Raw genomic sequence first — 12,905 nt, 5'->3', positions numbered from 1 at the left:
GATGAACCAAAGCCTTGAATGGTCCGAGAGCGACGCCAACGCGTTGGCGTCGACCGTCGGCTATGTGCCGTCGCACTACGGCGACCGTGCGCTCGGCTTCGTCGAGCACCGCGGTTTCGAGCCGATGTCGATGGAGGAGGCCTTCGGCGAAGCGCTCGCGGGCGGCCCGACGAAGGCGGGGCTTGTCGTTGGACCAGAAATGGCACTCAGGATCGGCGTTGCGTACGCTTGCCGTCGTGTCATATCCGAGGATATCGCGAAACTACCGATTAGCGTCGTCAAAGAAGAGTACGATCCAAAGGCCGGACGTATTCGAACGACCAATCAATTCGACCATCCCGTTCGCCGCCTTCTCACCGATGCGCCGAACGACTGGATGACGCCGTTCGAATTCATCGAATACATGGTCGGCCTCGCGACGTTTCACAAAGGCGCATACACGATCGTCCAGCGGGACGAAGAGGGTCGGGCGACGGAACTTCTGCCGCTTCTTCCAGGATGCTGCGCACCGGACGTTGATACGATGTGGCAGCTCACGTGGATGGTTCAGGGTTACGGTGAGACGATGCGTTGGCAACCGCATCAGATCTTTCGTCTCAACGGCCCGATGGCCGATCCCTGGCAGGGGCATGCGACTGTTAATTTGGCAAAGGAAGCAATCGGCCTGGCCGCAGCGATGGAATCATCGCAGGCCCGGTTCTACGCCAACGATATGCGCCCGTCCGGCATATTGACGACCGAGTCAGGGATCACAAAGGAGCAACGCGATGCGATCCGCGAAGCATGGCGTGCGGCCTACGGCTCCGGAGGTCAGGGCGGTGTTGCGGTTCTCGACAACAAATTCAAGTTCGAGTCCATCACTGCTGAGGGCGTAAAATCCGAGCTACTCGAAAACCGGAAGCTGCAGGTTTCTGATGTCTGCCGCTTCTTTCGCGTCTTTCCGGTCACGATCGGCCATAATGACGGAAGTCAGAACTTCGCCTCGGTAGAAGCTTTTTTCACGGCCAAGGCGAAATACACCGACCAGCCGTGGGTGGTGCGCTTAGAGCAGGCAGCAACCATTGGGCTGTTGACGGGGGAAGAGCGTAAACAGGGACTGAAGATCAAAATCGACATGGACTCTGACGCGCGCGGAACGCCCACCGATCGTTACAAGAGCTATAGCGATGCGACCAAGGTCTTCATGACTCCGAACGAGGCGCGCATTCGAGAGGGCATGGAGCCCATCGAAGGCGATCCGGACATGGATCGCGTCCAGCTCCAGCGCAACAACACCGGGACCACTCCGGCGCAGCTTGCGGCTCCGAAAAGCACGGCGCCCGTCGAAAGCCCGGTGCCGCCGCAATGAGTGAACGCGCCGGCGTTCAGTCGCGCATGTGTGCGGCCATCGATGATCTACTGGCGAGGCACGCGACGCCCTTCACGCACGAAGGCTGCGTCGAGATGCGTGATCTTCTGACCGGCTTTGCGGACGATTTCATCGCGGCGTCGGAAGCGGACGGCGAAGATATCGACGGTGTGCATTTCGACGATCTGCTGAGTTCGATTTCGTATTTCCAGGACCGCGTCAGCGAAACCCTAGCCGACAGAGAGCCGATATGTACGCCCTCAACTTGAGACCTTCGCGTAGGCAACAACGCTCGTCCGGCGTCAGCGTCGAAACTTACCGCACCGGGCTCGACGACATGGCGGCGGAGGCCAGAGAACTCATCGATAATATCTCCGAATTGAAGCAGCGGGCGCAGCAGGTACGGCAATATCTCGAAGAAGACATCGGCGCGATGAATGCTGCCGATCCGTCGAACCCGGCGATCTCCGAGATGGAGGAGCTTCGCAACTACGCAGACAACATCCTCGCTTTTTTCAGTTCATTCTAACAATCATCGCTGGAGGCCAACCATGTACGCTCTGAAACTGCCGAGTGTGAAATCCCCCGTTCGCCAAGCCGAGCCCGTGCGCGGGCGCGCACGGCATATCCGCGACGATCTTGAACTTCCGGATGCCATCGATCCGGCGATTGGTTTCGAGGACGAACCGGCGCCCGCCACAGAGGAGCCCGTCGTTCAGGCCGTCACGCCGGTTGATCCGCAGGTCAAAAAGTATCGCGCCACGATCACGCGCACGGTGACGCAATCGGCCATCGTCGAATACGAGGCGCTGGAAACGCAGGGTCAATACTCGGTCGCCGAGGACCTCGCCGCGCAGGTTCCGGCCGAATCCTGGACGACCGATGCGGAAAACAGCTGGTGCTATATCGACAAGCTCGAGGACCTCGGTCCGGCATCCGCCGCAACATCCGAAATCGACACGGCGGACGACGATACCCTCGAAACCGATCCGGCTGCGGACGAAGACGACGAGCAGGACGCACTGCTCACCGCTGGCCGCAATCGGCGCGGACGGCGGGCGCGTGCCGTGCGGGCGATGCCCGACGAGCTCATCGCGCAGGCGCAAGATATCCTCGACCAGGCGAGCGCAGCCGCTTCGACGTTGGGAACGGAGAGCAGCGATCCGCAGGCGATCGTGGACACCCTGTCCCAGCTGCTGCAGCAGGTCCAGGACCTGCAGGCGAACGCCGATGGTGACGCGTCCGGCGCAGATGCCGACATCGAAGCACAGGTTTCGGCGGTGCAGTTCCTGAACGATGTCGCGCAGCAAATCTCCCAGATGATCGAAGAGGCGCAGGCGGACGTGTTCGCCGCCGAGGATGAGGCGGCGGCCGCAGCCGCCTGAGCAGTTCGCACATTCGCTGCCGATAGGGATCTTCCATGACAATCCAGACGCGCCGTGCCGGTGTCCGGCTTCAGACGGACACCCTCACCGAAGAGGGTGTCTTCACCGGGTATGCGTCAGTGTGGAACGTCGTCGACAGCTACGGAACGGTTTGGCTTCCCGGCTGTTTCTCCGCTTCGCTCGAAGCGCATCGCGCCGCCGGCACGCGGCCGAAAGGCCTTTGGCAGCACATGGCCGAATGGCCGATCCTGACCTGGCAGGAGTTCGAGGAAGACGATTACGGCCTGCGCTGCAAAGGCCAATTGCTTCTCGACCTTGAGAAAGGCCGAGAATGCTACACGCTGATGAAGGCCGGCGAGATCGATGGCTTGTCGACCGGCTTCGAGACGATCCAGATCGACGATGTGACACCGGAGCAGGCAGCATCCGAATTCGGACTCGATATCGATCCGGCCCTTGTTCGGGATGATGGGACGGTCGGTCTGTTTTCCCGCGTCGACCTTTGGGAGGTATCTCCCGTCACGTTCAATTCGGTTCCCGGTGCCCTTGTCGACACAGTACGCAAGGTGACACCCGTTCCCGATTTCTCAGGCCTCGCCGCGGCGCTCGATCGCCGCGAGCGCGCCCTGAAGAAACTCCGTTTCGCGTAAAAGCAACCCCGGCATAGCCGGCCAACTCCAAACCGAAGAGGTAATCATGGACACCAACGTAGAGTTGGCGCCGGCTTCCGCGCGCCTTGACGAGCCGCAGCTCGAAACCCGCGCCGGTCAGCCCGGCCGGCCGACGCCTGCCGCGCCCGCCGTCGTCACGCGCCGTGCTGTGGATCCGTCGCAGATCGCACACCAGGTCGAGCGGCAGGGTCGGCAGATCAACCGCGTCGCCCGGACGCTCACGCGCAACGAGGCCAATCGGCGTCTGCATGAGCTGAAGCAGCGCGGAATCGAGATGCTGCGGGAGACGGCGGACCGCCGCGCCCGCGATGCTCGCAGAGGCAAGCGCGACGTCCTGAACGACATCAAGATCACGCGGATCAATCGCGGCATCGACGACGTCGAGCGCCGCGAGCTGCAGCAGCTGCGTCAGGAAAATGCGCGCCTGACGCGGATCACCGCGCGCCCCCGGCTCGACGTTCGCGGGGCGAATAGCGCATCGCGGCTGTCGCAGCTTCAGCGCCTGCATCAGGCGGCGACGCGCCACTATCTGCTCACCGGCGAAACCCAGTTCCGTGGGCATTCGCTGCGCGACCTGGAACGTCAGAGTGCGCCGAACGCCAGGCAGGCTTGGGGCGGCTCGAATCCGGACGGCGGTTTCCTCGTTCTGCCGGAACAGGACAAGGGCCCCATCGAGAAGCTGCTGGCAGAAGTCGTCCCGATGCGCCAGTACGCGCAGGTGATCTCGATCAACGGCTACACGTACCGGAAGCCGATCCGCACGTCGACGCCTGGTGCCAAATGGGGCGACCAACTCACCGCTCCCGCCGACAACAACGGCACGCCGAAGTTTGCCCTTCTCGACTGGCCGGCGCACGATCTCTACGCCGATCCGATCGTCAGCCAGGACATGCTGGAGGACAGCGAGTATCCGATCGAGCAGGAAATCTCCGACGCGTGCGTTGAGGACTTCTCACTGACGGAAGGCGAAAGCTTCATCGGCGGTGACGGAAATATGAAGCCTTTCGGTTTCCTCGGGTACGGCGCCGACAAGTATGTGCCGAATGCCAACTGGGTCTTCGGTAAGGTTGGCTACGCCAAGACGGGTGTGTCCGGCGGCTTCCCGGTTCCAACCGGTCAGACAGGGTCTGGAGATCCGGTCATGCAGCTTCCCTACACGATGAAGGCGGCCTACCGCCAGAATGCGAAGTGGATGCTGAACCGGATGTCGATTGGTGCGTGCCGGACACTGAAGGATGCCGAAGGCCGGTACATCTGGATCAATGCCAATCTCGTTGAGGGCCAGCCGGCGACACTCGACGGCCGTGAGGTCATCGAGGCCGAGCAGATGCCGGATATCGCGCCCGACAGCTTCGGCATCGCACTGGCGGACTGGGAAAAGGCCTACGTCATCGTCGATCGGAGCGGCATGTCGGTCGTTCGCGATCAGTTCACCCAGTACCCGAACGTGATGTTCCGCACCCGCAAGCGCGTCGGCGGCGGCATCAAGAACTTCGAAGCCATCAAGCTTCTGAAGTTCAGCACCTAACTCTCATCGAGACATCGGCGGCGCTGAAATGGGCGCCGCCGCATACCCACCAATCGGCCGCCGGTCGGCGCCCGCAGCAATCCGTTTTAGAGAGGTCATCGCTATGAGACGCGATATTACGAGCCTTCTACACCCTGTTCCCCTGTTCCTTCCGAAGGCGGCCGGAACCGACAACACCGCTATGGTGTCGAAAATCATCGACACGAAGGGTTACAACGCCTGCATGCTCGCGATCGTCACCGGCGCGCTCACCGATGCGGACGCGACGTTCACGGTGCTGGTGGAAGACGGCAACGTCGTCGACAGTGAAGCAAACCCGACGACGCTGACTGATCATGCGGCCGTTGACGACAAGTATCTCAACGGCACCGAGGCGCTCGCGGGCTTCAAGTACGACGACGACAACAAGTGCCGCAAGATCGGCTACGTCGGTCCGAAGCGCTTCGTGCGCGTGACGATCACGCCAGCAAGCAACGATTCCGGAAATATCTTCGTCGCAGGAGTCGCCGTTCTGGGCGAGCCCACGATCGCTCCGACGCCGAACCCGCCTCAATAGAATGAATAGGGCCGCCTTCAAAGGCGGCCCTCCAAGCGACGTCGGGCCAAGCCATTCGCACCGTGCCCTAACTCGCCTCACCATGCCAACCACGATTGTTCACCAAAGGGGGCATCCATGCAAGTCAAGGTCACGCGCGAATTCCGGGCCGTCCCGGCCGGCGCCGTCTATCCGAAAGAGTTCCTCGTCGACGAAATCGTCGATGGGCGCATTGCCGAGATCGCGCTCGAGCTGAAGAGCGGCGAGAAGATCGCTGGTTCTGTGTCCAAAGAGCGGACGCACAAGACGGGCGAGACCGCGCCAGCGGCAAACAGCACTACGAACGAAGACGAAGATGAAGACGAAGACGAAGACGACGAAACCGATGGCGAGGCGCAGACGGCAGGTGGCGACGCCGATCCTCCGGCTGGTGTGAAGAAGCCGGAAGCGCCGAAGACCATCATCGTCCGCGCTCGCCTGAAGGACAAATACGAAGGCCCCGACGACAAGGGCAAGGCGATCAAGATCGTCAAGGGCGGCGTCGTCTCGGCGCCGCTGGCGCAGAAGCTTGTCGACGAAGGACTGGCCGTCGTTCTCGAAACGAAACCCGCCTGACGGCGGTTCGCCGCCATCTTCAGCTCAAGAAAAGGTGCATCATGGCAGACCTCACTATTACGGCGACGAGTGTCGTTCCAGATCCTGGCGCCAAGATTTCTCAGAATATTGCGGCCGTAAATATTACGGCAGGACAGAGCGTCGCTCTGTCATCGACCGACAGCAAAAAAGTCGGTCTCTATGATGCGGATGGCTCAGGCGAAGCGCTCATCCTCAATGGCGTAGCGCTCAACTCGGCCAATGCTGGTCAAGCCATAAATGTGATGTGGGACGGGGTTCTCACTATTGGCGCGACGGTCGCCGTCGGGACGCTTTATTTCGGCTCCGACACGCCCGGCGGAATCCGTCCGGCCGCCGATCTCAACAGCGGCGATTCCGTTGGGCTTCTCGGTATCGCAATCTCGACCACCAAGATCGCGCTGAACATCTGGAATACCGGCGTCGTCAAAGCGTAGCGGTCGCTCCAGGTCTGCAAAAGGAAACCCAATGTTTCGACTCGATCTCAGGGCGCCGCGTGCTCCGGCTCGGCGCGACGACGCTACCGATTGGAACATCGCCATTGCTCGTGCGCAAACGGCTGTTTCAAGTGGGGCGCAGCTCGAGGCCGCATTCGACCAGCTCGAGCAAGATGTGAAATCGTTTGTCGAGCAGACGAAGGCGCAGTCCGCGCAGCTGCTGCAGGCTATTCAGACAGTGCGTTCGTCGGCGGCTGCGCAGGCGCAACTCTATGAGCAGGTCGAGTCCGATTACTACGAGGACGACGCGCCGCAACAACTCGCCGATCTCTACAACGAAGCAAATAGCGGCGACTACGACAGCGACCTCGACGACCTCGCCGAAGCGCTCGAAAACCTCACAGGCTGATCTGTGGATTACAGTTTCACGGTTTCCGGCGGCAGCGATCCCGTCACACTCGCCGAGGCAAAGGCGCAGATGCGCGTCCTGCATTCGAATGAGGATGCGCTGATTGAACGGATCATCTCGGCGGCATCGCGGCACGTCGAAAACCGCATCGGTCGAAATCTCGTCAAGCGCACGGTGACTTACAAGCGGGAAGGGTTTCCGCGCGGCGGCGTTCCTGTCGTCTTGCCGCGCCCGCCCGTGATCTCGATCACGTCGATCACGTTCGTCGATCCCAAGGGCGACACGATCACCTTGAGCCCGAATGACTACTTTCTGGCGGCCAGCCTCATCGAATATTGGGTTCTTCCGAAAACGGCATGGCCGCTGGCGGCGCGCGGAATTCCCAGTGTTACGATCGTCTATGAGAGCGGCTATGGCGCGATGGATTCGGACGTGCCGGAAGACCTGCGCCATGCCGTGCTGCTGCTGGTTCAGCATTTCTATGCGCATCGCTCGGCCGTGATGGAAGGTCCTGCCGTCGTGACTCCGATGGCCGTCGACGCGCTGATCGAGCCCCACAAGACGACGGGCTGGATCTGATGGACGCCGGCGACCGGACGGAGCTGATCACGTTTCAGCGTGAGACCGACGCTCGCCGCCCAGGCGGCGGCATGACGCCGACACTCGCGCCGCTCGGCCAGGCCTGGGCGAAGGCGGACTGGATCGGCGGCGGCGAGCAGGTGCGTGATGGCGGGGTCAAGCCCACATCGAAATACCGCTTCACCTGCCTGTCAGCGGCGATCGACGAGATGGGGATTACCACCAGCGACCGCATCGTCTGGAACGGCGACACCTACAACATTCGCGAGCGGCCGCGCCGGCTGCCGAACAAGCCGGAGACGGAAATCGTCGCCGAAACGGGAGTGACATTATGAGCGGCATTCTCGGCACCGAAGATCTGCATCGCAAGTTCGATACGTTCGGCATGCTGATGAAACAGCGTATCGACGACAAGCTCGAGGATGAAGCCAAGGCGGCGCAGAAAGAGGCGGCCAGCCTCGTCCCGGTGCACACCGGACGCGGCCGCGACGCGCTTCTGATGCCGGAAGCGATCAAAGTCGACCGCAGCCGTGACACTGGTGGCAAGCGCGTGACGTTCGGCTTCATCACCAAGGCGATGCGCGATGCCGCGTTCTATCTTTTCTGGGTCGAATTCGGAACGAAGGGCTATCAGGTCGGCGACCAGAGAAGCTCGGGCGTCGACAAGAAAGGGCGCAAGCGTTTCCGCAAGATGAAACGCCATGTTCCGGCGCGCGCTGCGCAGCCGTTCTTCCGCCCGGCCATCGCCAACATGATGGTGCGCCTCAAGCGCGAGCGCGATTTCAAGACGGTCGTCGACGCGGTGAAGGCCGCTGCGGGATTTGCGGACAAGCGGAACTCTTCCTGATGGCGCCCGGCGACTCGCGTTCCGCGAGCCGGCCGCCGGCCGCGTAAAGCCTCGGAGATTTCAAAATTTCATCCATCGCATTTTCGGTGCAGAAGGCGTTCGACGCGCTTCTGCTGCCGGTGCTTGCCGCGCTCGTGCCGCCCTCGAAGGCGACGGCCGGCGTTCCGCTCTACGATCACGTCCCCGACGCCGCGGTCTATCCCTACGTCCAGTTCGCGCGCGCCATCAAGACGCCCGTCGACAACCTCTCCGAGCTGATCGACGACATTCAGCTGTCGCTCGGCGTCTACTCGACGTTTCGCGGCCAGGAAGAAGTCCTTTTCATCCTCGGCGCCATCGAAGCCGCGATGCATCGCGCCGTGCTCGATCTCGACCTCGGCTATCCGCTTTTGTGCGTCCTGGAACGCTCCGACACGGCGCGCGACCAGGACGGCGTCACCTACACCGGCACCGCCAACTTCCGCATCACCGTCGTTCATTAGGAGCCTTACGCCATGACTGCCCAGCATCACGCAACGATGGGAACGAAGATCTATATCGGCACGACCGCCGCCACGGCGTCGACCGATACATACAAAGAAATCGAAGGCGCAAAGGCGCTGAGCAACGCCTTCGGCGTTAGCTTTGCCAGCCTTGACGTGACTGCGCTTTCGGACCTCTGGAAGCAGACGGAGAAAGGACTTGGCGATGCCGGCTCGCTGCAAGTCGGCGGCATGGTCAAGACTGATCAGGCAACCGGTGAGCTGGCTGCCGGGCAGGCGGCACTGGAAGCCGCCTCGCTCGATCGCAGCGACGACAACATCTACAACATCAAGATCGTGCGCCTGAATGGCTCCGGCTACTACATGAAGGTGCGCGTCATGACCTTCTTGCGCACGTTCGGCCAGAACACGAATACCGAGGATTTCACGTCAAGCCTGATGCAGCAATCGCTCGCGACACCGTTCCCGGCGCCCGGCGGTTGATCCGGCGAGCGATAGCAGATGACCGACTTTGTTCATCCGTTCGAGATCGAGATTGCCGGGAGGCAGTTGTTCTTTGAGCGTACGCTCGAACTCGCGCGCCGCGTCGAGAGCGTCACCGGCGCCCTCTATCCGTTCGCCGAAAGGCTCGATCGCGGCCATGTCACGACCTCAGAGCTTGCCAGGGTCTACAATGCCCTGCTGCGCACCGATCCCGATGCGCCAGGTCCTGGCGAGATCGATGACTGGATTTTTCGTTGCGGCACGTTCAGCCATCGCCGTCTCGCGGCGTTCCTGACGCAGCTCGTCGCCGGCAGCGATAACCTGGCGCGCGAGGCACAACGGCTGGCAGATAACGGGAAGGGCGGTGATCGCCGCGGCCCTTTCGTCCCGACGGCTTGATCGACTGGGAATACCTCATCGGTCTCGCCGACTTGATCGGCTGGTATCCAGCCGATCTATACCGCGTCTCATTCTTCGAACTGACGGCGGTACTGGCGGCGCGCATGCGCCGAGGCCGGGAAGCGGACGAAGCTCGCCGCAAGCCGCCGATCCCTGACGATCAGCTCGATCACTACTTCGCCACTCGCAACGCTTTCCTCGAAACGCAAGGGTTCAAGCACTGTGCCTGAAGCTTTTTCGTCCATCGCCGACATGCGGGTCGTGATCGATTCGGCGACGGACAAGCTCGAGGCAGGCCTGACGGTCGCGAAGAACCTCGTCTCGCGCTTCGCGGAAGACGGCGGCCGGGACTTGTCTTTGTTCGATAAAGCCGTGTCGGCAACAGCCGGCGGAATTGAGGGCATTGCATCCAAGGCAAATCTGGTTCTTTCGGGGCTGGCCGCCGTCAAATCCGTGATCGATATGATCGGTGCGTCGGCGGACGCATTCGCCGCTCAGACAGGAACAGAGGATCAGCTCGAGGACGTGAAGACGGCCGCCGTCGAACTGCAGGGCGCAGTTTTGACAGGCTTGAAAACCGCTTTCGACGACGTCAAGGAATCCGCATTCCAGACGGTCGGCAACATCCTCGGGTTCGGTTCGAGCGTTCAGGATACAAATTATACGGCATCCAACGTCGCGGAAGATGGACTCCGCAAACTTGGCGATGCGTTCAAATACATCCGCCAAAGCATCGAGGACTATCTTCCCGCCAGCAAGCGCTCGCTGTCGACGCTGGAAGAGGACATCGACACCGCGAAGGAAAAGCTGCAGGGACTGCAGGACCAGTTCGCGGCGTTGCAAACGATGGATATCGGCGTCGACCCGGCGTCTCTGGACCTGCTGAAGCAGGAGATCGCCGGACTGCAGACGCAGATATTCGTTCTCAATCAGATGGCCGGCGGCGAGCGCATTCTGGCCGCGGCGAAGGCCGACCGCGCGGTTGAGAGCAGCAAGGGCATCGAGGGCCTGCGCGCCGAGACGGAGGCGATGGAACTCAATGTCGAGACCATGCGCATGTCGACGGTCGAGAGCGCCATTTATCGTGCGGAGCTTAAGGCCCGGCAAAAGCTCGAGGAGGAAGGACTAGACGAGGACGCGATCGATCGTGCCATCGACAAGCTTTCGGATCGTTATAGCGATGCCGCCGACGCAGTTGAAAAGTTCAACGCTTCGAAAAAGCACGACGAGGATGCGAAACAGTATCTCGATCGCCTAAATCAGGAGACCGACGCTCTCCGCGACCGTGTCGCTGTCCTCGGTATGGCGACCGCAGCAGCGGCGGCTTATACGCAGCAGGCCAGAAACCAGAGAGCCATTGCGGCTCTTGGCGATCTTGACCCTCAGACGATGGAGAAGATCAACGCGCAGCTCGCAGAGCAGCGCAAACTCAATCAGCAACTGACAACTGCCGAGGATCAACGCAAGCGGCAACAACTGTCCGAGCGAGAGGGCAATAATTTCGAGCAGATTATTGCGGGACTCCAGCGCCAGACGGCGCAAATCATGGCACGGACGGCGGCGATGTACGACGGTACGGAGGCCGGCCGCGTGCAGGCTATCGTCGATCAGCAGCTGGTCAACCTGCAGGCTCGTCATATCGAGATTTCGCCGCAGCGCATCGCCGCCATCCGCGATCAGGCCCAGGCACAAGTCGAGGCCACGATCGCCCAGGAAGACGCACAACGGATGACGAAGCTGACCGGCGACGTCGGCAATGCCGTTACCAGTAACCTCGATAGCGCCTTCCGTAATTTCACGCGCACCGGCAAGTTCTCGTTCCACGACATGACCATGGCGATCATCCAGGACCTGGAGCAGATCGCCATCAAGGCGGCTGTGATCACGCCGCTGACGAATCTCATGACTGGCGGCACGAGCGGTGGCGGCGGGGCGCTGGGCTCGCTGCTCAGCCTGTTCGGGTCGAGCGGATCATCGTCGTCCGGATGGGCCACGACCATCATTCCTGCCTTCGCAGACGGTGGCGACTTCTCCGGCGGGCCGATGATCGTCGGTGAGCGCGGACCGGAACTTATCTGGCCGAAGTTCCCCGGCACCGTCATCCCAAACAACGCGCTGCCAAATGCTGTGCAGCAAGCGACGCCTTCGCCTAACGTCGAGGTCAACGTCATCAACAACAGCGGCGCTCAAGTCTCTCAGGAACGTCGCCAGTCTGGCGGTCTCGATGTCGTCGACATTGTCATCGGCGCCGTCAAGGACGGGATCGCTGGGGGCAAGCTCGATAGCGCGCTCGGCGGACGCTTCGGCGCCAATGTCACGCCGCGGGAGAGGTAACACCAATGGCCAATATCGACTGGCCGGCGGGATTGCCTGAGCCGCGCGTTGGAACGTTTGCCGAGTCGTGCGTCTCAGCTTACGCCGACGATAAGGCGGAGGTTGGCGCTGGACGACGGAGAAAACGGTTCACGCGGACCCTCGCAAAGTTCTCCTTCGACCTCGTGCTCAACGCGACCCAGAAAGCTCTGCTCGTCGGTTTTAGGGACGCCGTGACGGATGGCGCCGTGCTGACGTTCAACTGGGTCCATCCTTCCACCGGCAGCATCTACGAAGTGCGGTTCTCTGAACCGCCGGGGACCAAGCACGTTGCCGTCGGAACCTGGACGGCTTCTGTCTCTCTGGATGAAATCTGATGCCTTCCGTCACCACAGCACAGCGCGCCAAACTCAACCGTGACCCGATCAGCGATGCTCACATCATCCTGCTCGAATTTCAGGAAGACAGTCGCGCCACGGTTCATCGCGCCGCCATCAACAATGAGGACGTGGTCCATCAAGGGAATGTCTATATCGGCACAGACATCGCGATCCGGTTGCCAGCGTCTGGCGACCGCGATGCCGCCGTCCGCCTAGACATGAGCAACATTTCCCGCGTCGTGGGCGCGGCGGTGAATCGCGCCAGGAATCGGGTCGGATGCCGCATCAAGATGATCGACATCTCTGATCCGGACGTCGCGCTCATCGATACCAAAAATCTCTTCATTCTCGGAACGGTCAGCGGAAACAGCGTGCGCATCTCCGCCGACCTCGGACCACGCGCAACGTTGCATGAACCAGTTCCTTTCCGTCGAACATCGCGCGCGTTCTTCCCCGGCGTCTTTTTCACCGCCTGA

20 protein-coding genes are annotated in these 12,905 nt (G+C 61.5%); all 20 read left to right on the top strand.

The window, feature by feature from the left end:
* Nucleotide 1 precedes the first annotated feature (1 nt).
* The 20 genes from HDEN_RS14745 to HDEN_RS14650 all read left to right on the top strand — a co-directional run bounded on the left by HDEN_RS14745 (nt 2) and on the right by HDEN_RS14650 (nt 12,905).
* Nucleotides 2-1,348: a phage portal protein gene (locus tag HDEN_RS14745; protein WP_013216937.1), complete on the top strand. Its 1,347-nt coding sequence runs from the start codon at nt 2-4 to the stop codon at nt 1,346-1,348.
* On the top strand, nt 1,345-1,617 hold the full coding sequence (locus HDEN_RS14740) for a hypothetical protein (protein WP_013216936.1): 273 nt from the start codon (nt 1,345-1,347) through the stop codon (nt 1,615-1,617). The genes HDEN_RS14745 and HDEN_RS14740 overlap by 4 nt, the downstream gene beginning before the upstream one ends.
* The gene (locus HDEN_RS14735; protein WP_013216935.1) at nt 1,599-1,877 is read left to right on the top strand and encodes a hypothetical protein; all 279 of its coding nucleotides are present in this window, start codon (nt 1,599-1,601) and stop codon (nt 1,875-1,877) included. Before HDEN_RS14740 ends, HDEN_RS14735 begins: the two co-directional genes overlap by 19 nt.
* A 22-nt stretch (nt 1,878-1,899) precedes the next feature.
* Nucleotides 1,900-2,733, top strand: coding sequence for a hypothetical protein (locus HDEN_RS14730; RefSeq protein WP_013216934.1), 834 nt, complete (start codon nt 1,900-1,902; stop codon nt 2,731-2,733).
* A 35-nt stretch (nt 2,734-2,768) separates the two neighbouring features.
* Nucleotides 2,769-3,383: an HK97 family phage prohead protease gene (locus HDEN_RS14725; RefSeq protein WP_013216933.1), complete on the top strand. Its 615-nt coding sequence runs from the start codon at nt 2,769-2,771 to the stop codon at nt 3,381-3,383.
* 46 nt (nt 3,384-3,429) lie between these two features.
* Nucleotides 3,430-4,932: a phage major capsid protein gene (locus HDEN_RS17815; RefSeq protein WP_013216932.1), complete on the top strand. Its 1,503-nt coding sequence runs from the start codon at nt 3,430-3,432 to the stop codon at nt 4,930-4,932.
* Nucleotides 4,933-5,035: 103 nt separating this feature from the next.
* Complete coding sequence (locus HDEN_RS14715; RefSeq protein WP_013216931.1) at nt 5,036-5,488, top strand: hypothetical protein; 453 nt, start codon at nt 5,036-5,038, stop codon at nt 5,486-5,488.
* A 117-nt stretch (nt 5,489-5,605) separates the two neighbouring features.
* Nucleotides 5,606-6,082 carry a hypothetical protein gene (locus tag HDEN_RS14710; protein ID WP_013216930.1) on the top strand — a complete coding sequence of 159 codons (477 nt, stop codon included), beginning with the start codon at nt 5,606-5,608 and terminating at the stop codon, nt 6,080-6,082.
* 41 nt (nt 6,083-6,123) lie between these two features.
* Nucleotides 6,124-6,537, top strand: coding sequence for a hypothetical protein (locus HDEN_RS14705; RefSeq protein WP_013216929.1), 414 nt, complete (start codon nt 6,124-6,126; stop codon nt 6,535-6,537).
* 31 nt (nt 6,538-6,568) lie between these two features.
* Entirely contained in the window at nt 6,569-6,946 is a 378-nt protein-coding gene (locus HDEN_RS14700; protein WP_013216928.1) for a hypothetical protein, read from the top strand.
* A 3-nt stretch (nt 6,947-6,949) separates the two neighbouring features.
* Nucleotides 6,950-7,525 (top strand): head-tail connector protein, encoded by a 576-nt coding sequence (locus tag HDEN_RS14695; protein ID WP_013216927.1) that lies wholly within the window; start codon nt 6,950-6,952, stop codon nt 7,523-7,525.
* Nucleotides 7,525-7,860 (top strand): head-tail adaptor protein, encoded by a 336-nt coding sequence (locus HDEN_RS14690; RefSeq protein WP_013216926.1) that lies wholly within the window; start codon nt 7,525-7,527, stop codon nt 7,858-7,860. The genes HDEN_RS14695 and HDEN_RS14690 overlap by 1 nt, the downstream gene beginning before the upstream one ends.
* Nucleotides 7,857-8,372 carry an HK97-gp10 family putative phage morphogenesis protein gene (locus HDEN_RS14685; protein ID WP_013216925.1) on the top strand — a complete coding sequence of 172 codons (516 nt, stop codon included), beginning with the start codon at nt 7,857-7,859 and terminating at the stop codon, nt 8,370-8,372. Before HDEN_RS14690 ends, HDEN_RS14685 begins: the two co-directional genes overlap by 4 nt.
* An 86-nt stretch (nt 8,373-8,458) precedes the next feature.
* Complete coding sequence (locus HDEN_RS17810) at nt 8,459-8,854, top strand: DUF3168 domain-containing protein (protein ID WP_013216924.1); 396 nt, start codon at nt 8,459-8,461, stop codon at nt 8,852-8,854.
* A gap of 12 nt (nt 8,855-8,866) precedes the next feature.
* Nucleotides 8,867-9,337, top strand: coding sequence for a hypothetical protein (locus HDEN_RS14675; RefSeq protein ID WP_013216923.1), 471 nt, complete (start codon nt 8,867-8,869; stop codon nt 9,335-9,337).
* Nucleotides 9,338-9,355: 18 nt separating this feature from the next.
* Entirely contained in the window at nt 9,356-9,736 is a 381-nt protein-coding gene (locus HDEN_RS14670) for a hypothetical protein (RefSeq protein WP_013216922.1), read from the top strand.
* Entirely contained in the window at nt 9,733-9,966 is a 234-nt protein-coding gene (locus HDEN_RS14665) for a hypothetical protein (protein WP_013216921.1), read from the top strand. Before HDEN_RS14670 ends, HDEN_RS14665 begins: the two co-directional genes overlap by 4 nt.
* On the top strand, nt 9,959-12,070 hold the full coding sequence (locus tag HDEN_RS14660) for a phage tail tape measure C-terminal domain-containing protein (RefSeq protein WP_013216920.1): 2,112 nt from the start codon (nt 9,959-9,961) through the stop codon (nt 12,068-12,070). Before HDEN_RS14665 ends, HDEN_RS14660 begins: the two co-directional genes overlap by 8 nt.
* Nucleotides 12,071-12,075: 5 nt before the next feature.
* Nucleotides 12,076-12,426: a hypothetical protein gene (locus tag HDEN_RS14655; protein WP_013216919.1), complete on the top strand. Its 351-nt coding sequence runs from the start codon at nt 12,076-12,078 to the stop codon at nt 12,424-12,426.
* Nucleotides 12,426-12,905: a hypothetical protein gene (locus HDEN_RS14650; RefSeq protein WP_013216918.1), complete on the top strand. Its 480-nt coding sequence runs from the start codon at nt 12,426-12,428 to the stop codon at nt 12,903-12,905. The genes HDEN_RS14655 and HDEN_RS14650 overlap by 1 nt, the downstream gene beginning before the upstream one ends.

Origin of the sequence: Hyphomicrobium denitrificans ATCC 51888 (genome assembly GCF_000143145.1) — a bacterium.
GTDB lineage: Bacteria > Pseudomonadota > Alphaproteobacteria > Rhizobiales > Hyphomicrobiaceae > Hyphomicrobium_B > Hyphomicrobium_B denitrificans.
Note: the sequence above shows the minus strand (reverse complement) of the source record. Positions and strands in the feature narration are given on the sequence as shown.

Bases quoted from the DNA above. Each gene is read 5' to 3' on its own strand.
- HDEN_RS14670 (WP_013216922.1), top strand. From the start codon at position 9,356: ATGACCGACTTTGTTCATCCGTTCGAGATCGAGATTGCCGGGAGGCAG.
- HDEN_RS14730 (WP_013216934.1), top strand. From the start codon at position 1,900: ATGTACGCTCTGAAACTGCCGAGTGTGAAATCCCCCGTTCGCCAAGCC.
- HDEN_RS14725 (WP_013216933.1), top strand. From the start codon at position 2,769: ATGACAATCCAGACGCGCCGTGCCGGTGTCCGGCTTCAGACGGACACC.
- HDEN_RS14685 (WP_013216925.1), top strand. From the start codon at position 7,857: ATGAGCGGCATTCTCGGCACCGAAGATCTGCATCGCAAGTTCGATACG.
- HDEN_RS14690 (WP_013216926.1), top strand. From the start codon at position 7,525: ATGGACGCCGGCGACCGGACGGAGCTGATCACGTTTCAGCGTGAGACC.
- HDEN_RS14650 (WP_013216918.1), top strand. From the start codon at position 12,426: ATGCCTTCCGTCACCACAGCACAGCGCGCCAAACTCAACCGTGACCCG.
- HDEN_RS14735 (WP_013216935.1), top strand. From the start codon at position 1,599: ATGTACGCCCTCAACTTGAGACCTTCGCGTAGGCAACAACGCTCGTCC.
- HDEN_RS14700 (WP_013216928.1), top strand. From the start codon at position 6,569: ATGTTTCGACTCGATCTCAGGGCGCCGCGTGCTCCGGCTCGGCGCGAC.
- HDEN_RS14710 (WP_013216930.1), top strand. From the start codon at position 5,606: ATGCAAGTCAAGGTCACGCGCGAATTCCGGGCCGTCCCGGCCGGCGCC.
- HDEN_RS14740 (WP_013216936.1), top strand. From the start codon at position 1,345: ATGAGTGAACGCGCCGGCGTTCAGTCGCGCATGTGTGCGGCCATCGAT.
- HDEN_RS17815 (WP_013216932.1), top strand. From the start codon at position 3,430: ATGGACACCAACGTAGAGTTGGCGCCGGCTTCCGCGCGCCTTGACGAG.
- HDEN_RS14655 (WP_013216919.1), top strand. From the start codon at position 12,076: ATGGCCAATATCGACTGGCCGGCGGGATTGCCTGAGCCGCGCGTTGGA.
- HDEN_RS14675 (WP_013216923.1), top strand. From the start codon at position 8,867: ATGACTGCCCAGCATCACGCAACGATGGGAACGAAGATCTATATCGGC.
- HDEN_RS14715 (WP_013216931.1), top strand. From the start codon at position 5,036: ATGAGACGCGATATTACGAGCCTTCTACACCCTGTTCCCCTGTTCCTT.
- HDEN_RS14705 (WP_013216929.1), top strand. From the start codon at position 6,124: ATGGCAGACCTCACTATTACGGCGACGAGTGTCGTTCCAGATCCTGGC.
- HDEN_RS14745 (WP_013216937.1), top strand. From the start codon at position 2: ATGAACCAAAGCCTTGAATGGTCCGAGAGCGACGCCAACGCGTTGGCG.